20 protein-coding genes are annotated in these 20,570 nt (G+C 68.2%); 7 read left to right on the top strand and 13 right to left on the bottom strand.

Features of this window, described 5'->3' with window-relative positions:
• Nucleotides 1-55: 55 nt before the first annotated feature.
• The gene (locus NWF34_RS12890) at nt 56-1,192 is read right to left on the bottom strand and encodes an NAD(P)/FAD-dependent oxidoreductase (RefSeq protein WP_258325238.1); all 1,137 of its coding nucleotides are present in this window, start codon (nt 1,190-1,192) and stop codon (nt 56-58) included.
• A 108-nt stretch (nt 1,193-1,300) separates the two neighbouring features.
• Here NWF34_RS12890 and NWF34_RS12885 point away from each other — a divergent pair, with 108 nt between their 5' ends.
• Complete coding sequence (locus NWF34_RS12885; protein ID WP_096273386.1) at nt 1,301-2,032, top strand: enoyl-CoA hydratase; 732 nt, start codon at nt 1,301-1,303, stop codon at nt 2,030-2,032.
• 83 nt (nt 2,033-2,115) lie between these two features.
• Here NWF34_RS12885 and NWF34_RS12880 read toward each other — a convergent pair whose 3' ends face one another.
• The 5 genes from NWF34_RS12880 to NWF34_RS12860 form a co-directional block, all read right to left on the bottom strand.
• The gene (locus tag NWF34_RS12880; RefSeq protein ID WP_375295661.1) at nt 2,116-3,303 is read right to left on the bottom strand and encodes an IS30 family transposase; all 1,188 of its coding nucleotides are present in this window, start codon (nt 3,301-3,303) and stop codon (nt 2,116-2,118) included.
• A gap of 302 nt (nt 3,304-3,605) precedes the next feature.
• Nucleotides 3,606-4,715, bottom strand: coding sequence for an XdhC family protein (locus tag NWF34_RS12875; RefSeq protein ID WP_191834812.1), 1,110 nt, complete (start codon nt 4,713-4,715; stop codon nt 3,606-3,608).
• A gap of 120 nt (nt 4,716-4,835) precedes the next feature.
• Nucleotides 4,836-6,167 carry a D-arabinono-1,4-lactone oxidase gene (locus NWF34_RS12870; protein ID WP_258325221.1) on the bottom strand — a complete coding sequence of 444 codons (1,332 nt, stop codon included), beginning with the start codon at nt 6,165-6,167 and terminating at the stop codon, nt 4,836-4,838.
• Nucleotides 6,155-7,444 carry an alanine racemase gene (locus tag NWF34_RS12865; protein WP_375295660.1) on the bottom strand — a complete coding sequence of 430 codons (1,290 nt, stop codon included), beginning with the start codon at nt 7,442-7,444 and terminating at the stop codon, nt 6,155-6,157. The genes NWF34_RS12870 and NWF34_RS12865 overlap by 13 nt, the downstream gene beginning before the upstream one ends.
• Nucleotides 7,428-8,087 (bottom strand): TetR/AcrR family transcriptional regulator, encoded by a 660-nt coding sequence (locus tag NWF34_RS12860; protein ID WP_232513077.1) that lies wholly within the window; start codon nt 8,085-8,087, stop codon nt 7,428-7,430. The genes NWF34_RS12865 and NWF34_RS12860 overlap by 17 nt, the downstream gene beginning before the upstream one ends.
• 173 nt (nt 8,088-8,260) lie before the next feature.
• Here NWF34_RS12860 and NWF34_RS12855 point away from each other — a divergent pair, with 173 nt between their 5' ends.
• The 3 genes from NWF34_RS12855 (at nt 8,261) to NWF34_RS12845 (ending at nt 12,264) form a co-directional block, all read left to right on the top strand.
• Complete coding sequence (locus NWF34_RS12855) at nt 8,261-9,445, top strand: MBL fold metallo-hydrolase (RefSeq protein WP_096273394.1); 1,185 nt, start codon at nt 8,261-8,263, stop codon at nt 9,443-9,445.
• Nucleotides 9,442-11,928: an HAD-IC family P-type ATPase gene (locus tag NWF34_RS12850; protein WP_258325219.1), complete on the top strand. Its 2,487-nt coding sequence runs from the start codon at nt 9,442-9,444 to the stop codon at nt 11,926-11,928. Before NWF34_RS12855 ends, NWF34_RS12850 begins: the two co-directional genes overlap by 4 nt.
• A gap of 75 nt (nt 11,929-12,003) precedes the next feature.
• Nucleotides 12,004-12,264 carry an antitoxin gene (locus tag NWF34_RS12845; protein WP_024499931.1) on the top strand — a complete coding sequence of 87 codons (261 nt, stop codon included), beginning with the start codon at nt 12,004-12,006 and terminating at the stop codon, nt 12,262-12,264.
• Between the two features lie 8 nt (nt 12,265-12,272).
• Here NWF34_RS12845 and NWF34_RS12840 read toward each other — a convergent pair whose 3' ends face one another.
• Nucleotides 12,273-12,914: a DNA-3-methyladenine glycosylase gene (locus NWF34_RS12840; protein WP_024499932.1), complete on the bottom strand. Its 642-nt coding sequence runs from the start codon at nt 12,912-12,914 to the stop codon at nt 12,273-12,275.
• Here NWF34_RS12840 and NWF34_RS12835 point away from each other — a divergent pair.
• Together NWF34_RS12835 and NWF34_RS12830 are read left to right on the top strand one after the other, a co-directional pair.
• Nucleotides 12,892-13,329, top strand: a complete 438-nt coding sequence (locus NWF34_RS12835; RefSeq protein WP_024499933.1) for an SRPBCC family protein — start codon at nt 12,892-12,894, stop codon at nt 13,327-13,329. The genes NWF34_RS12840 and NWF34_RS12835 overlap by 23 nt on opposite strands.
• 113 nt (nt 13,330-13,442) lie before the next feature.
• Complete coding sequence (locus tag NWF34_RS12830) at nt 13,443-15,155, top strand: substrate-binding domain-containing protein (RefSeq protein ID WP_191834817.1); 1,713 nt, start codon at nt 13,443-13,445, stop codon at nt 15,153-15,155.
• Between the two features lie 15 nt (nt 15,156-15,170).
• Here NWF34_RS12830 and NWF34_RS12825 read toward each other — a convergent pair whose 3' ends face one another.
• From NWF34_RS12825 to NWF34_RS12810, 4 genes are read right to left on the bottom strand one after another with little or no spacing between them, the layout of a single operon-like run.
• The gene (locus NWF34_RS12825) at nt 15,171-15,647 is read right to left on the bottom strand and encodes a hypothetical protein (RefSeq protein WP_258325218.1); all 477 of its coding nucleotides are present in this window, start codon (nt 15,645-15,647) and stop codon (nt 15,171-15,173) included.
• Nucleotides 15,644-16,264: a metalloregulator ArsR/SmtB family transcription factor gene (locus NWF34_RS12820; protein ID WP_258325217.1), complete on the bottom strand. Its 621-nt coding sequence runs from the start codon at nt 16,262-16,264 to the stop codon at nt 15,644-15,646. The genes NWF34_RS12825 and NWF34_RS12820 overlap by 4 nt, the downstream gene beginning before the upstream one ends.
• Nucleotides 16,261-16,614 carry a ferredoxin gene (fdxA, locus tag NWF34_RS12815; RefSeq protein ID WP_258325216.1) on the bottom strand — a complete coding sequence of 118 codons (354 nt, stop codon included), beginning with the start codon at nt 16,612-16,614 and terminating at the stop codon, nt 16,261-16,263. Before fdxA ends, NWF34_RS12820 begins: the two co-directional genes overlap by 4 nt.
• Before the next feature lie 9 nt (nt 16,615-16,623).
• Nucleotides 16,624-16,944 (bottom strand): DUF2249 domain-containing protein, encoded by a 321-nt coding sequence (locus NWF34_RS12810; RefSeq protein ID WP_243828719.1) that lies wholly within the window; start codon nt 16,942-16,944, stop codon nt 16,624-16,626.
• A 342-nt stretch (nt 16,945-17,286) separates the two neighbouring features.
• Here NWF34_RS12810 and NWF34_RS12805 point away from each other — a divergent pair, with 342 nt between their 5' ends.
• Entirely contained in the window at nt 17,287-17,835 is a 549-nt protein-coding gene (locus NWF34_RS12805) for a molybdenum cofactor biosysynthesis protein (RefSeq protein ID WP_258325215.1), read from the top strand.
• A 144-nt stretch (nt 17,836-17,979) separates the two neighbouring features.
• Here NWF34_RS12805 and NWF34_RS12800 read toward each other — a convergent pair whose 3' ends face one another.
• Entirely contained in the window at nt 17,980-19,239 is a 1,260-nt protein-coding gene (locus NWF34_RS12800; RefSeq protein WP_258325214.1) for an HNH endonuclease signature motif containing protein, read from the bottom strand.
• Nucleotides 19,240-19,619: 380 nt separating this feature from the next.
• The gene (locus NWF34_RS12795; RefSeq protein ID WP_258325213.1) at nt 19,620-20,570 is read right to left on the bottom strand and encodes a proline dehydrogenase family protein; all 951 of its coding nucleotides are present in this window, start codon (nt 20,568-20,570) and stop codon (nt 19,620-19,622) included.

Below are 20,570 nucleotides of genomic sequence, written 5' to 3'. Positions count from 1 at the left end.
ACAACTTGTCAATGTCTTCGAACGACGACGGGTTCGTCGCCGGATGGTGACGAGGTCAGCGGGAGACGACTCCGAGCAGGTCAGCGGCCGCTCTGGCGGCTTCCCGGCCGGCGCGGTTGGCGCCGATCGTCGACGCCGACGGCCCGTAACCGATCAGCTGAATCCGCGGGTCCGCCTCGACGACCGTCGCGAGACGGCCGGTCATCGTGATCCCGCCACCCGGCGCGCGCAGCCTCAACGGCGCGAGATGATCCAGCGAACTGCGGAACCCGGTGTTCCAGAAGATCACGTCGAGGTCGAGGTGTTCGCCGCCCTGCGGACCGCAGTCCCAGCAGACGCCTGTCTCGGTGATGCGCGTGAACATGGGGCGCCACTCCAGGATTCCGTCGCGCTGTGCGGCGGCGATCGCCGGGGTGAGTGCCAGCCCGGTCACCGAGACAACCGACGTCGGGGGGAGTCCGGCGCGGACGCGACGCTCGACGCGTGCCACGGCTTCGCGGCCCTGTTCGGGGGTGAACGGTTGGGAGTTGAAGACGGGTTCGCGCCGCGAGCACCAGAACGTCTCGACGTCCGGTGCCTGCCGGGCGATCTCGATCAGCAGCTGGATCGCCGAGATCCCCGCACCCACGACGAGGACCCGTTGGTCGGCGAATTCCTGCGGCGACCTGTAGTCATGGGTGTGGAGCTGACGTCCCCGGAAGTCGGCCGCACCGGGGATGTGCGGGATGAACGGTCGGTCCCACGTCCCGGTGGCGTTGATGATGACATTCGCGGTCACGCTGCGTCCGTCGGCCAGCTCGACGCGGAAGCCTTCGCCCCGAAGATTCGTGTCATCGCGTCGAACCGTGCGCACGTGCACCGGCCGATGGACGTTGAGGCCGAACTTCTCCTCGTAGCGGCCGAAGTAGTCGGGGACCGCGGTGGCCGCGGGCAGCTGATCGCAATCGAGGCCGAGCGCCTCGACGATGCCCCAGCCGGGCAGGTCGTGGACCCGGTTGGCGGTGGCCAGGGTCAGCGTCGGCCACCGGAACTGCCAGGCCCCGCCAGGTCCGGGCGCATGGTCGAGCATCTGGTACCGATCGCCGAGGCCGAAGCGGTGCAGGAAGTAGGCCGCCGACAGCGCCGCCTGGCCGCCGCCGATGACCACGACATCCGAGTGCTCCTCGACGTCGACGGCATCCGAGACGGACATGTCCATCTTGTATGTGGTGCTCTGCGTCGCGCTGCTCGGCGTGGTGTTCGGCACCTCACCACCCTGTCATGGCTCGGCTCGACGGTGCGATCGGTAGGCTTGGCGCCCATGATTCACTCCACCACCGAGGGCGCCGTAGTCACCATCGAGCTGGACCGTGTCGACAAGCGCAATGCGCTGAACGAGGAGATGCTGACCGGGCTGGCCGACGCCTTCGGTGCGGCGGTGCAGGCGGGTGCGCGGGCCATCGTGGTGACCGGACGCGGTTCGGTGTTCAGCGCGGGTGCCGACCTGTCCGGTCCGGTCTACGACCCGGGCTTCCTCGACAAGCTGGTCTCGACGCTGCACAAGATCGAGCAGACACCGGTGCCGGTCATCGCCGCGCTCAACGGTTCCGCGATCGGTGGTGGACTCCAGCTGGCGATGGCCGCTGATCTCCGGGTGATGGCCCCAGACGCGATTGCGGCCATTCCGGCGGCCAAACTCGGTGTCGCCGTGGACGAATGGACCATCCGCCGGCTGGTGTCGCTGGTCGGTGCCGGGCAGGCGCGAGGAATGCTCATCGGCTGCGACCCACTGAACGCCGACCGAGCGCACACCCTCGGATTCGCCAATCGCATCGGCGATCTCGCCGACGCCCAGCACTGGGCGGCCACCATCGCCGACCTCGCGCCGCTCACCCTGCAGCACTACAAGCTGGTCCTCAACGGTGACGGCGCCCGCGACACCGCACCCGAGGATCGGGTTGCCGCGATGATGCGCGCCTGGCAGAGCGACGACATGGCCGAGGGTCGCGCCGCGCGAACCGAGAAGCGGCCTCCGCGGTTCGTGGGTCACTGAGGGTCGTCGGTTTCACGCGGCCGAAAGCGCCCCCGAAATAGACCCCGCCTGAGCCCACGGACGACATATCGTCTTCGGTGAATTCAGGCGGTCGCTGCAACAGGATCGGTTGGGTGTGAGTGTAGGAGTTCGTCGAGTTTTTCGGCGGGTGTGAGGAATCCGTGGCGTTTGCGGGGCCGGTTGTTGAGTTCGGCGGCGACGTTGTCGAGGATGCCTGGCCCGTGGAATGACAGGTCGGTGCCTTTCGGGAAGTATTGGCGTAGTAGTCCGTTGGTGTTTTCGTTGGTGCCGCGTTGCCATGGGCTGTAGGGATCGGCGAAGTAGATCGGCAGTCCGGTGGCGGCGGTGATGGCAGTGTGCAGCGCCATCTCCGATCCGCGGTCCCAGGTCAACGACCGGCGCAGGATCTCTGGGATCTTGGGCACGGCCTCGGTCATGGCCGCGGCCACCGTGGCGGCGGTGTGATCACCGGGCAGATGCAGCAGCATCACGAACCCGGTGCTGCGTTCGACCAGCGTGCCGATCGCTGAGGTGCCGTGCGCGCCGAGGATCAGATCGCCTTCCCAGTGACCGGGGATGGCGCGGTCGGCGGCTTCGGCGGGGCGTTCGCTGATCGAGACCGCGTCCTTGATCGAGCCACCGCCCCGGGGTTGGCGGCCCTGGGGTTTGCGGCGCAGTCGCCCGGTGCGTAATCCCTTCTTGACCTCGTCTTTCAAGCTGCCCTTGGCTTGGACGTAGAGGGCGAGGTAGATCGTTTCGTGGGACACCCGCATCTCCGGATCGTCAGGAAATTCGATGCGCAAGCGTCCGCTGATCTGCTCGGGACTGGTGAACTGGCGCAACTGTCGGACCACCTCAGCGTAGAGTCTGCTGCCCGCCACCAGTTTGGGTTGTTTGGGTCGGCGTCGACGGCGGGCGGCGACCTTCTCACCCTGACGGGCGCGGTAGCGGCCGCCGAGCTGCCCGCGGGCGATCTCCCGGGTGATCGTCGATCGAGCCCGCCCCAACAGCCCCGCGATCTGCGCAGGCCGGTAGCGGGCCTCGAGAAGCTCCTCGATATGACATCGGTCCAGGAAACTGAGCCGGCCGCGACCGGTGCTCACCACTGCTTCCAACTGCGGATTCTGTGTTCGGGGATGCACTCCACCAGCTTTGGTGAACCAATCCTGGCCAGTGCGTTTCGACACGCCGGCGTGACGCGCGGCCGCCGCGACACTCACTCCGCGCGCCAACTCCGCCCAGAAAGCCTCGTGAACCTGTTGCGGCCACATTCCCTGAGGCCGTCCCGGACGTGCCGAGGGCAGCGACCGCCCGCTAGCAGTCATCCACGCATACCCGGTGCACCCTGACACCCCAGCGGCCTTCGCCGCAGCCACGACCGAGGCACCCGCCTCGACCGCATCAAAGAAGCCCTCGCGCACTCCATCACTCACACGCACACCACTTGCAGCCACAGCCACCTCCATCAAGGTGTTGCAGTGACCACTTGAGCCCAGGTTCGGTGACACCCCACGGGGTGCATTTCGGGGGCGGTTTTCGGGAGCGGCTCAGTGATCCCGCCCCGGTCCGTCTCTCAGTTCCGGTGAATGGGCCCGGCGCCCTCGAAGAGGGGTGCGGCCGGCGCGCCATGCCGTTCGGCAATGAGTTGGGCGGCAACGGCGACCGCGACCTCGGCGGGAGTGTGCCCACCGAGGTCCAGTCCGAGCGGTGACCGCAGCCGCGCGAGCTGTTCGTCGTCGACACCCTCTTCGCGAAGGCGACGGTTGCGGTCGGCGGCTGTGCGACGGGAGCCGAGCGCACCGATGAAGCCGAAGGTCGGTGACCGGAGTGCGGTGCGCAGCGTCGGCACATCGAACTTGGTGTCGTGGGTCATCACGCACAGTGCGGTGGTCGAGCCGATCTGCCGATCCCGTATCTGTTCGGCGAGATAGCGATCGGGCCAGCCGACGATCACCTCGTCGGCGTCGGGAAACCTTTCCGGGGTGGCGAACACCGGACGGGCATCGACGACGGTGACGCGCATCCCTAGTGTCGAGCCCAGTGCGCTCAGCGCGCGTACGAAGTCGTTGGCGCCCACCAGAATGAGACGCGCTGCCGGGGCGAAGGTCTGGACGAAGGTGCGCGGCCGGTCGCCGGTCGGGGCGGCCGGATCGGTGACTTCGCAGTCGTCGACGCCGATCACGCCGGAGCGTCCGGTGGCGAGCATGTCGGCGACGTCGCGGTCGAGGCGTCGCCACGGCGGTTGCGAGGTCTCGGTTGCGAGGTACCACTCCGGGTCAGCGGTGAGGGTGGTGGCGACGGCGATCGGCTTCTCGGCGGCCACCGCGTCGGCGAGGCGTCGAAGCTGACCGAGCCGTTCCGGCGTCGGCTCGATCCGTTCGACGACGACGTCGATCTGACCGCCACAGGTCAGGCCGGGTGCTGGATCGCGCGGGTCCTCGATGCCGAACTGTTCGACGACCGCGATCCCGTCGGACAGGACCTGCTGCGCGGTGTGGACCAGGGCGCCTTCGACGCAGCCGCCGGACACCGAGCCGAAGACCGCGCTCTCGGCTGTCACGACCATCGCCGCACCGACCTCACGCGGAGCGGAACCGGCGGTCGCGACCACCCGGCACAGCGCGACCGGACGCGCGTCTGCGCCGCCGAGGACGCCGAGCAGGTCGGGCAGGATGTCGCGCATGTGTTCCAGTTGACCAGATCACCGTCGCCCGGGCCACCGGTGCCTGATGACGACGGAACAGATGTCGCGGATCGCGGCGGTGGTCGACACGATCGGCGACATCGACGTAGAGGCCGCCCGCTAGTCGCCCAGCACCCGTCGCAGGTAGTCGTTGGCGAACACACGTGACGGGTCGAACCTGTCGCGCACCGCACGGAATTCGTCGAATCGGGGGTAGACGGAGCGCAGGTACTCGGCGTCGCGAGTGTGCATCTTGCCCCAGTGGGGTCGTCCGCCGAAGCCGGTGAGGATCGACTCGACGTCGGCGAAGTAGGCGGCGGCGTCGGCCGGGTCGTCGCGATGGTAGCGGTGCACGGCGATGTACCCGCTGCGGCGTCCGGTGGCGGTGGAGAGCATCAGGTCGTCGGCCGCCGCGGCACGGATCTCGATGGGGAAGCTCACGCGGTACTCGCGGCGGTCGAGCAGCGCCCGGATCTCCCGTAGTGCCTCGGGGACGTTCTCGAGCGGGATGGCGTACTCCATCTCGCGGAAGCGCACATCCCGGTCGGAGACGAAGATCCTGGTCGACGTGTCGGTGAGCTCGCGCGACGACAGGCTGCGGCCGGCCACCGCGTTGATGGCGGGGACCAGACGGGGTGCGCGGACGCCGACCTCGCACAGCAGCCGGAAGACCTTGTTGCTCAACAACTCATCGTCGACATAGCGGCGGAACCGCGGCGGCCCGGTGATCGGTGCATCGGTGCCCAGCCGCGTATTCGTCTTCACAAGCGCACAATTGGTGTGCGGGAACATGTAGAACTCGTGGTGGTCGGACTCGGCGACGCGGTCGAGGAAGCCGGCGATCGCATCGTCGGCGGAAGCAGGTCCCTCGACGGCGTGCAGCCGGAAGTTGTCGACGCAGTCGAGCGTGATCTCGACGAGTACCCCGAGTGCGCCGAGACCCAGTGCGACGGCGGGTAAGTCCGGGTCATCGGGGCCGACAGTGACGATCTCGCCTCTGCCGTTCACGAGTTTGACGCCGGCGATCTGCGTGCTGATGCCGCCGAACCCCAGCCCGGTGCCGTGGGTGCCGGTGGAGATCGCGCCCGCGATGGTCTGCCGGTCCACGTCGCCGAGGTTGGCCATCGCCAGGCCCCGAGGCGCCAGCAATGCGGGGATCTCGTGCAGGTGGGTGCCCGCATGCAGCGTCACCCGGCGGCCATCGGCGCCGGCCAGGCCCCGCAGACCGGAGAGCTCGAGTTGGACGTCGTCGGCCACGGCGATGGTGGAGAAGCTGTGTCCGGCACCGACGGTCTTGACCGTGCCGCCCCGCCCGGCGGTCTCCCGCACGATGTCGGCGATCGTGGCCACACTCGTCGGACGCACCACCCGGCTCGGTGAGCACGACGCGGTGCCACCCCAGTTCTGCCAGCTGTGTCCGGTGGCAGTAGATGTCCCGCTCACAGAAAGCATTTCCCTTCGCCTCGGTAGGTCGGCACGACCTCACTCACCACCGCATGACCCGCGTCGTCCCGATCGATGATCGCGACGTGCCGGGCACGCTCGCAGACCTCGCCGGACTTGGTGTGCCGGAACCATACCCGGTCGCCGATCGCCATCGTGGCGGCGGCCTCACCGCGGAGCGGGGTCTGCACCTCGCCGGCGGCCTCGGTGCCGACGAACTCGAGCCCACTGGGCCACACCGGTTTCGGGAGACGATCGGGTGCGGGCGGTCCCGAGGCGATCCAGCCGCCACCGGCGCAGGTGACGATGTCGCGGGCGGGGCGCCGGACGACGTCGAGTCCGAAGGACAGTGCGGGTGCGGGCCGGAACCGGGCGTATCCGTCGAAGAGGTGGCCACCGAAAAGGCCACTGCCCGCGGCGATGTCGGTGACCGATCGATCGCCTGCCGTCGCCTCCAGGGATCCGGTGCCGCCGCCGTTGACGAATTCCAGTTCGGCGATCTGCCGCAGCTCGCCGATGATCTTCCCGCGCCGGCGGCGCAGTTCGGCCATCGACCGGCGCTGCATCGCCCCGACCACCCGGTTGACGACGGCCTTCCCCGGAACCGCATCGGCGACCCCGGCCACCTGCGCCTCGTACGACATCACGCCGACCAGGTGAAAACCGTTTCGCGACTCGATGATCCGGGCGAGCTCGACGGCATCGCGACGGGAATGCACCGGTGAACGCCGAACCCCGATGTGCACGCGACCACCGAAAAGCCGGTACGACGCGTCGAGGTCGATGGCCACCCGGATCGGCCGTCGCGATGCGGGTGGCGCGACCGCATCGATGATGTCCAGCTGGTCGACCGAGTCGACGAGCAGACTCACCCGGCTCGTCGCCACCTCGTCGGTCACAAAGGCGGCCAACGCTTCCCGGCGGACGCCCGGATAACCGAGCAGGATGTCCTCGATCGCCGTCGACGTCGCCAGCCAGTGCGCCTCGGCGAGGTCGTAGGCGAGCACACCGTGGAAACCGGTGCGGGTGGCGAGGTCCGAGATCACCGAACGCACGCGGAGGGACTTGCTGGCGATCCGGATGGGGACACCGGCCGAGCGTCGCAGCAGGTCGGCGGCATTGTGCTCGAGAGCTGCCCGGTCGAGGGCGAGGACCGGGGCGTCGAGCCCGGCCACGGAGACCGCTTGATCGATTGCCGCCCAGTACTGCTCGGGATCTCTCACCCACAGATCGCCGACCCCGACCGCCGAGGATCTGTCGGCCGAACCGTCAGTCGAAGGTGACATAGTTGACGAGCTGGTCGGCGACGGCGGTGATGATCGAGTCGACCACCTTGTCGTCGCCGGTGCTCAGGTAGATCAGCGTGATCGAGTTGGTCGCGGCGATGATGAACGGGCCGATTTCCTCCGTCGGCCGGTTCCACGTCAGACCGGTGAGTTCGGCCGTCTCCTGCAGACCGAACGACGCAACCCGGTAGAGCTGCTCGTACATGACCTTGCCGACCTGCTGCAGTTCCGGATGGTTGTGCGCGTAGATACCGAGCGCGATCGTCGCCTGCATGCGGCCGGGATCGGCTTTGAGGAGGTCGACGAAGGCATGGAACTGGCGAACGATGTTCGCTTTGAGTGCGTCGACGTCGGGGTTCGGTCCGAAGTCGGCGGCGGGCATGACCGAATGCAGCATCCGCTCGATGTCAAGGGGGACGGCCTGCTCCATCACCGCGCAGAGGAGCGCCGTGCGGCTCTCGAACGCGTAGTGGAAACTCGCGAGAGGCATTCCGGCGTGAGCGCAGATCCGGCGGGTGGTGGCACCCTCGACACCGTGATCGGCGATCACCCGGTAGGCCGACTCGATGAGCGCGCTTCGACGCTGTTCGACGGACATCCGTGGCACGACGGTCAACCCCTTGGCCCACATGCGCCTGCGCATGTGCGATGGACAATGTTCGCCGCAGCCTATCAGTGCCGCTGATCGCGTTTGCGCGGTTCACCGCCGAATATGTGTCGATCCAGGCCCCGGCTCACAATCCGAATCCGGCCGTGTGAGGTTCGGTGCCGGCGTCGTCGCGCTTCACGTCGTACCCCCGCTGATCGGATTACTGTGTGGACGTGACCTCGAACCCCGGAAGAACCGGCTCCGACGCGACCTCGCGGGTCCTCGGGCGGGTGACATCGGCGGGGGCGATGATGGCCGACGCGGTGGCCGGACGGCTCGCCGCCGGCGGTCTCGGCCCGGCACGCGCGCTCGGCGCCACCCGCGAGGAGATCATGCCGCATGTCCGCACGTCACCGAACCTGCGCGACGGGGTCTTCGACAACCCCGAACCGCCCGAGGCGTCCGTCGCCGCGGACCTCCAGGTGCTCGCCGACATGGCACGCCGCCCGGGACGGCCGCGACGGCCGGTGATGCTCACCGTCCCGACCTTCGACGCCCCTGCGCACCTCTCGGCCACCTGGCTCGGACATGCGACGGCGATCGTCGACATCGACGGAGCGCGCATCATCACCGACCCCGTACTCAGCCGCCGGTGTTCCCCGAGTCAGCTCGTCGGTCCGGCACGCATGCACGCGGCGCCGCTGGCGGCGCGAGAGTTGCCGCCGATCGACGTGGTGGTCATCAGCCACGACCACTACGACCACCTCGACATGGACACGGTCACCACCATCGCCGCCACCCAGCCGGACGCGGTCTTCGTCACGACCATCGGCGTCGCCGCACATCTGACGTCCTGGGGTATCGCCGAGGGCCGGATCCGGCAGGCTGATTGGTGGGACGAGGTGGTCGTCGCGACGCGCGGCGGTGAGCTGCGGTTCACCTGCGGTCCGGCGCGCCACTTCTCGGGTCGGCGGCTGGTCCGCAACCTGACGCAGTGGGGGAGCTGGGCGATCGCCGGGCACACGCACCGGGTCTTCTTCTCCGGCGACACCGGGCACACCGAACGCTTCGAGGACGTCGGTGCGCGACTCGGTCCCTTCGACCTCACGCTGATCGCCGTCGGCGCCTACGACGTGCTGTGGCCCGACGTCCACGTCGACCCCGAGGAGGCGCTGTCGGTGCACCGGATGGTGTCGCCCGGCGCGGGAGCCGATTCGGTGATGATCCCGATCCACTGGGGAACCTTCAATCTCGCACGCCATCCGTGGGGCGAGCCGATCGCGCGGTTGCAGGCAGCCTCACACCACGGCGACCCGACTGTGCTCGTGCCGCAACCCGGTGGTTCGATCGACATCGAACACCGCACCGGAACGGGTGTGGCGCACTCGAGTTGGTGGGAGGTTTCGGCGTGAGCACCACGGCGGAGACGATCGAGCCCGGCCTGACCGCGGCAGAGGTGGCGCAGCGGGTCGCCGACGGCAAGGTCAACTCCATGCCCGACCGTTCGGGTCGCAGCGTCGCGGACATCGTGCGCGCCAACGTGTTCACCCGCATCAACGCCATCCTCGGCGTCCTCTTCGCCATCGTCGCGTTCACCGGATCACTCATCAACGGACTGTTCGGCCTGCTGATCATCGCGAACTCGACGATCGGCATCGTCCAGGAGGTGCGCGCCAAACGCACCCTCGACAAGCTGGCCATCGTGGGCCAGACCCGGCCCCGGGTGCGACGCGACGGCGAGGTCGCCGAGGTGTCGCCCGACGAGGTCGTCCTCGACGACATCATCGAGATCGGCGCCGGCGATCAGATCGTCGTCGACGGGGAGGTGATCGAGGCGATCGCACTCGACGTCGACGAGTCGCTGCTCACCGGTGAGGCCGACCCCATCGACAAGGACCCGGGTGCGCGGGTCCTCTCCGGCAGTTTCGTGGTCGCCGGCGGCGGTGCCTACCGCGCGACCAAGGTCGGGGCCGACGCCTACGCCGCGCAACTCGCCGCCGAGGCGTCGAAGTTCACCCTCGTCTCCTCCGAACTGCGGTCGGGGATCGACCAGATCCTGCGGGTGATCACCTGGCTGCTGATCCCCGCCGGCCTCCTCACCATCGTCAATCAGCTGTTCATCAGCGACAACGGTCTCAAGCAGGCGTTGCTGGGGATGGTCGCCGCTCTGGTGCCGATGGTCCCCGAAGGTCTGGTGCTGATGACCTCGATCGCCTTCGCGGTGGGCGTCGTGCGGCTCGGTCAGCGGCAGTGCCTGGTCAACGAACTCCCGGCGATCGAAGGGCTTGCCCGGGTCAACGTGGTGTGCGCCGACAAGACCGGCACCCTCACCGAGAACGGCATGCGGTTGTCCGAACTGAGGCTCGTGGGTGACGTGCCGGAAACCCGGGCCGGGGAGGTGCTGGCCGCGCTGGCGGCCCACGACCCGCGGCCCAACGCCAGCATGATCGCGGTCGCCGAGGCCTACCCGACGCCGCCCGCGTGGACCGTGTCGGCCATCAAACCGTTCACCTCGGCCACCAAGTGGAGCGGCATGTCGTTCGACGGCCCGGCCGGCGACGACGCGGGCAACTGGCTGATCGGCGCACCCGACGTGCTGCTCGATCCCAGCGGGCCGACCGCACAGCTCGCCTCCGACATCGGTGCCACCGGGCTGCGTGTCCTGCTGCTCGCGCGCACCGACGTCCCCGTCGACATCGAACCCGCCGGCGGCGCGGTCGCCCCCGGCACCGTGACCCCGGTCGCGCTCGTCGTGCTCGAACAGCGGGTCCGGCCCGACGCGCGCGGCACCATCGAATACTTCGAACAGCAGCACGTCGCGGTCAAGGTGATCTCCGGCGACAACGCGCGCTCGGTCGGCGCGGTCGCCGAATCACTGGGCCTCGGTACCGCTGACACCTCGGTCGATGCGCGCCGGCTGCCGGACGACACCGACGAACTGGCCGATGTCGTCGAGCACGGCGTCACGTTCGGCCGGGTCCGCCCCGATCAGAAGCGCGCGATGGTCAAGGCGCTGCAGGCGCGGGACAACACCGTCGCGATGACCGGCGACGGTGTCAACGACGTGCTCGCACTCAAAGACGCCGACATCGGTGTCGCGATGGGGTCGGGCAGCTCGGCCGCCCGATCGGTGGCCCAGATCGTGTTGCTGGACAACAAGTTCGCGACCCTGCCGTATGTGGTGGGCGAGGGCCGCCGCGTCATCGGCAACATCGAACGCGTGTCCAACCTGTTCCTCACCAAGACGGTGTACGCGGTGCTCCTGGCGCTGTTCGTGGGCGTCGGCGGTGTGCTGGGCAAGCTGTTCGACTCCGATCCGCTGAGCTACCCGTTCCAGCCGATCCACGTGACGATCTCGGCGTGGTTCACGATCGGCATTCCCGCGTTCGTGCTGTCGCTGGCCCCGAACAACGAACGCGCCCGACGCGGCTTCGTCCGCCGTGTGCTGCTGCAGGCGGTCCCGAACGGCATCATCGTCGGCCTGTGCACCTTCGTCACCTATCTGATCGTCAACCCCGGCGGGCCGGGGGTGGAGGTCGGCGGTGACGCCGTCGACCTGTCGCCGGCGCAGACGCAGGCCGCGACCGCGTCGCTCATGACGCTCATCGCGATCGCCGTCTACGTTCTCGCGGTGGTGGCCCGGCCCTACACCTGGTGGAAGGTCGTCCTGCTCGGCGTCTCGGCCGGAGCCTACGTGCTGATCTTCGCGTGGCCGTTCACCCAGGACCTCTTCCGTCTCGACTCGTCCAACGCGATGATGAACTCGGTTGCGCTCATCTCGGCGGCGATCGGGATCGTGTGCGTGGAGGCCGTTTCGCGGGTGGTGCCGCGGTGGATCGCGACCCACGGTTCGCCCGCGGAACACTCGGTGGAGGTCGACGCGGCGGCCGCGTGACCACGCCGTGCAGGCGGCTAAACTCTGCGGCGTATGGCCGGAAGAAGTTCGGCTCGTCGACACACAGGAGACGTCATGGATCTCAAGGGACTCGTCAACAAGGCACGCGACACGCTGCGCAAGAACCCGAACCTGATCGAGAAGGGCGGCGACGCCATCGACAAGGCCACCAAGAACAAGTACGCCGGCCAGGTCGACAAGGCCCAGGACGCCGTCCGCAAGGCCGTCGGCGCGCAGGAGCAGGGCGCTCCGCGTCAGACCCCGCCCTCCAACCCAGGGGAGCCGTTGCCGGGCCAGCAGAGCCCGCAGCCCCGGAACCCGCAAAACCCGCAGTAGGTACCAGGTCACCCGCCGGCGCGCGGGTGGCGCCGATACCCCGATACAGTCGGGTGACCGTCGAAGAAGAACCGCCACGACAGGTCGGCCGCACGTCGTACGCCGACGCGCGGTCCGGCGGTCACCGGCAGCTCCGGGAGCGGTCCGCGGCGGTATGTGTCGAGAGTCACAGGCGTGGCCGGATCGGTGAGATCGGTGCCGAGGTCGGCCATCGTGATCCCGAGCGCGCGGCAGAGGTTTCCCGGCCCGCTCGCGAGCCGATCGTCGGACACCGGCGTCGAGCGCGCGGCGCCGCGTCGGGCACGTGCCAGTTCGACCCCGTCGACCACCTCCCCGGCCCGCAGCAGGACCGCCGCCGCCGGGCCGGGTCCCTGCACCACGATGTTGGCGCAGTGATGGCCGTGGATGCGGTAGACGTACAGCCGTCCCGGCGGGCCGTACATGATCTCCGAACGGGCGGTCCGCGTGTAGGCATGCGATGCGGGATCGTCCGGGCCCGCATAGGCCTCCACCTCGGTGAGCTGGATCGTCACGCCGTGGCCGGTCAGGTGGACGCCGAGTAGCCCGCGGGCCTGTTCGGCCACCGGTGCGGGAGGATCGGACGCGCGGACACTAGGCTCTGGGACCATGGCGAAGACGAGTGACTCCATCGAGGTTGAACTGTCTCCGGAAGATACCTGGGCCGCCGCGTCGGACCTGGGGCGGTACTCGGAGTGGCTGCTGATCCACGAGACCTGGCGCAGCCCGATCCCCGCCGCCGGAGAGCTGCGCACGGGCATCGAGATCGCCTCGATCGTCAGGGTCAAGGGCACGCGGGTGCGCTTCGACTGGGTCATCGAGAAGTTCGACCCGGTGTCGCACGTACGCCTCAAGGGAAGCGGGAAAGGCGGGGTGAAGGCGAAGCTCGATCTCGGCATCATTCCCACTTCGCGCGGATCGGAAGTAACCTTCACTGTTGATCTGGGTGGGTTGCCGCTGATCGGGCCCGTGGGGAAGACCGCGGTCCTGGCGGTATCGGGGGATCTGCGAAAGTCGCTGCAGCAATTCCGAGAGGTGTTCGGCTGACCCGCGCGTGACGTCGCGCGGGCCTCATCGGGCGCCGCGCCGACGCGGTGACGGGTGACAGCGATGCGTCAGACGGTGGAGGACACCGCCGTACGAGGGGAACGAGAGTAACTATGGGGCGTCACAGCTCAGATGCCGACCGCGGCGGAAACGACTGGTCCAGGGCTGCTGCGAGCAGCGGGGGAGCCGCGGGCGGCAACAGCCGGTCCGACGACGATTTCGGCTTCGAGCACCGGGAGGCCGGCAGCGGCCGGCGCGGTGGCTGGCTCTGGGCGATCGTTGCCCTCGTCGCGGTCGTCGTGCTGGTCACCGGCGTGATCATCTGGCAGGCCGGCTCCGGCGGTTGCGGTGACCGGACCCGGGTGGCGGTCGCCTCCGACGCCGCGATGACCGGACCCCTCCGCGAGGTGGCGCGTCAGGCGTCCGCGGATTCCTGCTACGACTACGACGTCCAGACCGCGGCCGGTGCCGACGTGCCCGGTCTGCTGACGCAGGGCGCCGCCGCCCCCGACCTCTGGGTCGCCGACTCGCAGGTGCAGGCACGTCGTGTCACGACGCAGGTCCGCCGCGACCTCGACCTGGTATCGCCGTCGACCGCCTCCACCCCGGCCGTCGTCGCCGGTGAGAACGTCCCCGAACTGCAGACGTGGGTCGACGTCATGAAGCTGCCCGACCTGAGGACCGGCAGCCCGGTCGACACCAGCACCGGCGACGCCCCGATCATCGGTGCGCTCGCGGCCGTCGACGCCGGCGAACTCCCGGAGGAGAAGTTCACCGAGGCCATGACGATCCTGGCCATCCAGCAGAACAACGCACGTCTCGTCAACGACAACGAGGGCACCCGACTCAACCTGGCGAACACCTCCGGTGTGCCGGTGGTGACGACCGAGCAGCAGTACGAGCTCTTCATGCGCACGCATCAGGGGTCGAAGCTGAAGTCCACCATTCCCGCCTCGGGCACCGTGATGCTCGACTACCCCCTGGTGAACACCGCGTCCGCGGCTCGCCAGCAGGTGGCCGACGACGCCGGTACCGCACTCGTCGCGGCACTGAACACGGATGCGGGCCGCAAGGCGCTGACCGAGGCGGGCTACCGCGACGCCGACGGTAACGGGGTCGGCGAGCCGGTCAAGAAACTACAGCTGCGCGATCCGTCGGCGGTCGACAAGGCACTGCGCCAGTGGCAGGTGCTCGGTGTACCGATCCGCACCCTCGTCGTCCAGGACACCTCGGGTTCGATGGAGACGCCCGCCGGCGGCACCACCCGCGCGGGTCTGCTGATCGATGCGTCGAAGACGGGCCTGAAGCTGTTCCCCAACAACACGATGATCGGTGGCTGGGCGTTCAGCGTCGACAAGGGCGGTGAAGGTCAGGACTGGGTGGAGATGGCACCTATCCGGCGACTCGACGCGCGGTCGGGCAGTGGGACGCACCGTGATGCGCTCGGTAAAGCGGTCGAGGAGGGTCTGTCGGATCTGGGTGGCGGTACGGGCCTCTACGACACCACACTCGCGGCGTTCAAGAAGGTGCAGGACACCTATGACCCGAACTACTCCAACAGCGTCATCATCATGACCGACGGCCAGAACGAGGATCCGAACAGCATCGGCCTCGACGAACTGCTGGCCGAGCTGAAGCGACTCGAGGATCCGGCGCGACCCGTGCTGGTCCTGACCATCGGCATCTCCGACGACGCGGACTCCAACGCGCTCAAGCAGATCGCCGAGGCCACCGGCGGCACCACCTACATCGCCGAGAACGCCGCCGACATCCGGACCGTCTTCGTCGACGCCATCCAGGCGCGCGTCGCCGCGGCCGGTCGCTGACCGCGCCTGGCCGGTTCAGCGATGTGCGAGCACGATGCCGACGGGGATGCTGCTCGCGAGGACGAAAAGCGTTGCCAGATAGGCGCCGCCGGCCAGGGGGAAGTCTCTGGCAAGGCTGCGGCCTGCCCAGGCGGTGAGCGCGAGAACGGGGAACAGGATCAGGGACCCGGCATCGACGACATAGGGCAGCTCGGCGAGTGATCCCCCGATCACCAGGCCGTTGGCCACCACCCAGCCGGTCAGCTGCAGATGCTGGACACCCGGCGGCACCGGTTCGCGGGTGTGTTGCTGGGCGGCGCCGATGACCGCGAGCGTCACCCCGCAGACCAGCACCAGGTAGGCCGCCAGCCAGCTGCCCTTGGTCAGATCCAGCGGCCGCGCCACCGCCGCGACCAGGCCGCCGACCACCACGCAGGCTGTACCGAGGCAGGTGAAGCGGTCGATGCTGATCTGCCCGCCCCGGACGGTGAGGTCCGATTGCCCGGCGGTCACGGGGCGTCACCAGCGGTCACAGCGGCGACGCAGTGGTCGCCGCCCGCGAAGGGCAGCAGGACAGTGGTGTCGGGATCCTTCCCGCAGCTGCGCAGCACGCCGCGGATCAGGCCGCGGTGGACCGCGCAGGTGATCTGCGGGTCGGCCTGCGCGAGCTCCAGGAATGGGCAGTGGCGCAGGGCGATCCGGATGTGATCGTCTGTGGCGGCCGGGAGCGGCTCGGGGGCGAAACCGGCGTCGGCGAAGGCAGCCAGCAGTACCGGCACCGGGTCGTGCCCGCTGTCGCCGAGTTCCTGACCCCACTTTTCCCCGGCCCGGGTGGCCCGCTCGGCGGCATCCGGGACGTCACCGAGGGCGGCCATCAGCGATCTCGCCAGGGCGAGATAGTTGCGTGGGCCGGCCGGATCCATGCGCCGGCGCGTACGGTAGACCGCTCGTGGCCGGCCCCGTCCCGCAGGCGGGGCGGTGTCGCGTTCTACGACGCCATCGGCCACCAGCGCGTCGAGGTGGAAGCGTGCGGTGGTCGGTGGCACATCGGCCGCGGTCGCGAGCTCGGTCAGCGTCGCACCATCGGGAGCGTCGCGTAGCAGTGTCGTCAACGTGGTGCGCAGGCTCATTCCAACGGGTTCTCCTGCGGAGGTAAGGATGCGACGAGTGGGGCGTCGGCCGCGATGGCCCCGAGCTTGGCCGCTCCGCCTGGCGATCCGAGCGGCAGGTCCATGTCCGGCAGCGTCTCGGTGAAGAAGTCGGCGTTGTCGGTCAGGTAACCGGCGTACTCCTCGGGTAGGTCGTCCTCGTAGAAGATGGCCTCGACTGGACACACCGGCTCGCAGGCGCCGCAGTCCACACATTCATCGGGGTGGATGTAGAGGCTGCGACCGCCTTCGTAGATGCAGTCCACCGGACATTCCTCGACGCAGGCACGATCCATCACGTCCACACACGGCAGGCTGATGACGTAGGTCATGATCGCAGCTCAGTTGTCGCCGAGCAGCTGCTGCGCCGACTCGGGCGCTGCCGCCGGGTTGTGGGTCGCCGCCGGTGCGTCGGGGGAGGCGGGCTCCACGTCGGCGGTCTTGCCGATACGAATCCGGTAGTCGCGGGGTTCACGGACGAGATACTCCCAGGAGTACGCCCCGGCGCGAACGTCCTCGAATTGACCGTGCAGCGGGATGGGGTCGTGGTCGTTGACCAAGATCAGCGCTTCACCGACGGACAGATCGTCGAAGATGCCGAAGATCTTGGGATGCCGTTGCGGCTTGGGGATCTCCCGGACGTCGAGTTCGATATCGGCCATGTCCGAAGCACCTTCCTATTAAACACGAATTAAGGTTGTGAAAATTAAAGCACGTCCGTCCGACCGCCGCATCCCCGCTGGCAGCCACGCCCATTCGGCGGCTGATGTCCGCGGCGGCGCGCCGGGAGCGATAGCGTCTGGGGTGCATCCTCACCGACGGGGGAAGGCCAGAGAATTGTCGGACGGACGAGGTGCGCGCCTTCGACGAGGACGGGTGGTGGTTGTGCCGATCGACCCGGTTGATCAGGTTCGTGACCGCTGCTACGCGCTGCGTGGGTGCGCCGGGCTGAGTGAGCGACGAAGGAGCGCATCGAAGTCGATGAGCCTCGAAGGGTCCACCTGATGCGGTACGAATACCCCTGCGAGATCGTCACCTTCGTGGTGTCCCCGGAGCATGCGTACTTCGGACGGCCCAAGGACGGTCCCGCCGATGAGGTCGAGACCCACACGCCCGACACGGTGGGGATCGTCGCGGACAAGGGCATTCGAGGCGATCGCTTCTTCGGCGTGAAGGCCCACACCGAAGCCGCGGTGACGTTCCTTGCCCTCGAGGCCTGGACCGCGGCGGCGGGTGACGTGGACCCCGTATCGGCCCGACGCAACGTCGTGGTCCGCGGTGTCGAACTGGACCCGTTGCGCGGGAGGGAGTTCGAGCTCGACACCGGGCCCGGCCCGATCCGCTTCCGCGGCGGGCGTCCCGCACATCCGTGTTCATGGATGGACACCGTCGCCGGCGAGGGCGTGCGCAAGGCACTCATCGGGCGTGGCGGACTCCGGGCGCAGCCGTTGACGTCGGGGACCCTGCACATCGGTCCCGCTGTGATCGTCACCGATGTCGAACTCGACGCCGCCCGCGCCGCCGCCCAGGTGAAGCGGGCTCAGCCGATGTGATGATGGGTGCTTTCCCGCTCGGGTGCGCGGCCGAGCGGAAAAGGCACCGTCTGCGGTGGCTCACTTCTCACACTGTGGAGTTGTCAAGGTACGGATGCGGTCCCGACGGTGTCGGGTGCGGAAGGTGCTGCGCGAGAGTCTGTGTCAGGCGGCGATGTCGTCGAGTCGCATGGTGCGTCGGTTGTAGGCGGGTAGGGCCCGACGCTGGGGGTCGATGTCGGCGGGCGGGATGAGCCAGGGGTGGCGGTCGTAGCCGAGCATGATGTCCCAGCCGTTGTGGTGGACCTGGGTGTGGCAGCGTTGACAGAGCAGGCAGCCGTTGTCGAGCTCGGTATCACCGTCGTCGGTCCAGTGCTGGATGTGATGAACCTGTGTATGGGATGGCGGCGCACCGCATTTGATGCAGTTCTCGTCGCGAATGATGATCGTTTTGCGTAGGTGGGCTGGGAAGAGCCGTCGTTCGCGACCCATCTCGAGTGGCACGGTCTCGCCGTCGATGATGATCTCGGTCAGGGTCCCGTCGCAGGACAACCGTTTCGCAGTCGCCTGGGTGACCGACCCGGTCCAGGGCAGGAAGGCGGGGTCGCCGCCGTCGGCGGGGATGGTCAGCACTGTCTGGGTTCGCGGGCTGCCGATGGTGTCGATGGCGGCTCCGACGGCGGCTTGGTCGAGCAGTGTCTCGAGGGCGTCGGCGCGTCGTTGTTCGGGGGAGCGTCGGTCGTCGGAGCCGTCGGGTTCGGGCCGGGGGATGCTGCGTTCGTCGATCATAGCGATGAATTTCTCGCCCACGACCTGTGTCACGTTGGCGCGGATGTCGATGCGGTTGTCGTCGGTGAGGCTGTGCGACAGGGTGTCCAGGGATCGGTCGTCACACGCGGGGACACCCCCGTCGGTGGTGTCGGCGATGGTGTCGCCGATCGTGTGGGCGTGCTTCTGTATGTCGGCAGGTGTGGCCCCTGACAGTGCCTGGGTGAGGAGTTCGGTGTGGTAGATGGTTCGGGCGTCGTCGGAAAGTGATGTGGGGGAGCGTTTCTCGATCGTGGACATCCCGCGGACGATGGCGTCGACGACTTCACTCGCGAGGCGGCCGTCAGCTGCGCAGGTTTCGATCTTGTCCAGCGTGCCGTGGTGGTCGGCGATGCGGGCGGTGCGAGTGGCTGCTGCGGGTGGGAGTCCCATGTCGATCAACAGGTTCTTGGTGGTGGAGCCGGCTTTTGCTGCGACGCCGAGATCATCGAGTTGTGCTGTGAACGAGGCGATGTGGTGATCGGCGAGGTTGCGCAGCTGTATCCATCGGCGCAGTTGTGAGTACGTGCGGACGCCGGTGGGGTCGTCGGCGGGTGGGGTGATCTCGACGAGTTGATCGAGGATTGCGTCGAGTGGAGTCGTGTCGGTGTCGATCATGACGGCAGCCATCCCTCTTCTGAGGTGCACAAGCGGTGAGTGGGACCGTCGTTGACTGCTGCTCTGTCATGAATGTTTTGTGTCTTCAGTTCTACATCGGGGGTCTGACAAGCACTGCACACCGACCAAGTCGACCGCGCGAATCGGTGCGATGGGCGAGAACCGTGGTCAATTTCGCCGTGACTCTGCTTGACCCACTTTACTCGAACATGTGTTCTACTGCCATGTTTCTCCACATCCGGGTGTTCGGTCAACACGACGGTTTGGTCAGGGTCTTTCCCGGGCCGGCGATGCGCAGCCGGTCGCCGTCCGGTGTGCACGCCACCGGCTGGGACGGCAACAACGCGATCCCGGGTCCTGAACCTGGGTCCGCACGGCCTCTACCCCGCCAGCGCGCGCAGGAAGAACCCGAGGTTCGCCGGCTTCTCGGCGAGGCGACGGACGATGTATCCGTACCACTCGGTGCCGTACGGGATGTACACGCGCACTCGAGCTCCCGCAGCGGCGAGCCGACGTTGCTCGTCGCTGCGGATGCCGTAGAGCATCTGGTGCTCCCAGGTGTCGGGAGCCCGATCGAACTCCTTCGCCAGAATCGACGCGGCCTCGATCATCGTCGGGTCGTGGCTGGCGACCATCGGATAACCGTTGCCTTTCATCAGGATTCGCAGGCAGCGGAGGTACGCCTCGTCGACCTGACCGCGGTCGGGGTAGGCGACCGACGGTGGTTCGGCATAGGCACCCTTGCACAACCGGATTCGCGCACCCGACTCCGCGAACTCGGCGCAGTCGTCCTCGGTGCGTCGCAGATACGCCTGCAGGACGGTCCCGACGTCGGGGAAGTCGCGCCGCAGCGAGCGCACGACGGCCAGTCGCTCGTCGACGGTCGAGTGGTCCTCGGCGTCGACGGTGACGGACGCACCCGCGGACCGCGCCGCCTCCGCGATCGTCCGTGCGTTCTCTTCGGCGATCTTGGCGCCGTGCTCGGGCAGTCTCTGGCCGAGTGCGGTCAGTTTCAGTGACACCTCCAGCGAACCGGGTGGCACCGGAGCCAGGCCCGGCATCGCCTGCAGCAGAGCCACATAAGCGGCGACGGTGGCGTCGGCATGCGACTCGTCGACGGTGTCCTCGCCGAGGAAGTCGATGGTCACGGCGAGTCCGTCGTCGAGTTCACGTCTGATCGCGGTGAGCACGTCGTCGAGTGATTCGCCGGGTACGAACCGCCGCACGACCTTCTCGGTCGCCGACCATCGCTGCGAGGCCTGTTTGATCCGTTCGCTGCGCGCCGCGGCGATGATCGTCGGGCGCAGGACGGTGTCGAAGAGCGTGCTCAC

Source organism: Gordonia sp. GONU (assembly GCF_024733855.1).
Classification (GTDB): domain Bacteria; phylum Actinomycetota; class Actinomycetes; order Mycobacteriales; family Mycobacteriaceae; genus Gordonia; species Gordonia amicalis.
The sequence above is the reverse complement of the archived record's forward strand: the minus strand, read 5'-3'. Positions and strand labels throughout refer to the sequence as shown.

Bases quoted from the DNA above. Each gene is read 5' to 3' on its own strand.
- NWF34_RS12890 (WP_258325238.1), bottom strand. From the start codon at position 1,192: ATGTCCGTCTCGGATGCCGTCGACGTCGAGGAGCACTCGGATGTCGTG.
- NWF34_RS12885 (WP_096273386.1), top strand. From the start codon at position 1,301: ATGATTCACTCCACCACCGAGGGCGCCGTAGTCACCATCGAGCTGGAC.
- NWF34_RS12880 (WP_375295661.1), bottom strand. From the start codon at position 3,303: ATGTGGCCGCAACAGGTTCACGAGGCTTTCTGGGCGGAGTTGGCGCGC.
- NWF34_RS12875 (WP_191834812.1), bottom strand. From the start codon at position 4,715: ATGCGCGACATCCTGCCCGACCTGCTCGGCGTCCTCGGCGGCGCAGAC.
- NWF34_RS12870 (WP_258325221.1), bottom strand. From the start codon at position 6,167: ATGCTTTCTGTGAGCGGGACATCTACTGCCACCGGACACAGCTGGCAG.
- NWF34_RS12865 (WP_375295660.1), bottom strand. From the start codon at position 7,444: ATGTCACCTTCGACTGACGGTTCGGCCGACAGATCCTCGGCGGTCGGG.
- NWF34_RS12860 (WP_232513077.1), bottom strand. From the start codon at position 8,087: ATGCGCAGGCGCATGTGGGCCAAGGGGTTGACCGTCGTGCCACGGATG.
- NWF34_RS12845 (WP_024499931.1), top strand. From the start codon at position 12,004: ATGGATCTCAAGGGACTCGTCAACAAGGCACGCGACACGCTGCGCAAG.
- NWF34_RS12835 (WP_024499933.1), top strand. From the start codon at position 12,892: ATGGCGAAGACGAGTGACTCCATCGAGGTTGAACTGTCTCCGGAAGAT.
- NWF34_RS12840 (WP_024499932.1), bottom strand. From the start codon at position 12,914: ATGGAGTCACTCGTCTTCGCCATGGTCCCAGAGCCTAGTGTCCGCGCG.
- NWF34_RS12830 (WP_191834817.1), top strand. From the start codon at position 13,443: ATGGGGCGTCACAGCTCAGATGCCGACCGCGGCGGAAACGACTGGTCC.
- NWF34_RS12820 (WP_258325217.1), bottom strand. From the start codon at position 16,264: ATGAGCCTGCGCACCACGTTGACGACACTGCTACGCGACGCTCCCGAT.
- fdxA (WP_258325216.1), bottom strand. From the start codon at position 16,614: ATGACCTACGTCATCAGCCTGCCGTGTGTGGACGTGATGGATCGTGCC.
- NWF34_RS12810 (WP_243828719.1), bottom strand. From the start codon at position 16,944: ATGGCCGATATCGAACTCGACGTCCGGGAGATCCCCAAGCCGCAACGG.
- NWF34_RS12805 (WP_258325215.1), top strand. From the start codon at position 17,287: ATGCGGTACGAATACCCCTGCGAGATCGTCACCTTCGTGGTGTCCCCG.
- NWF34_RS12800 (WP_258325214.1), bottom strand. From the start codon at position 19,239: ATGATCGACACCGACACGACTCCACTCGACGCAATCCTCGATCAACTC.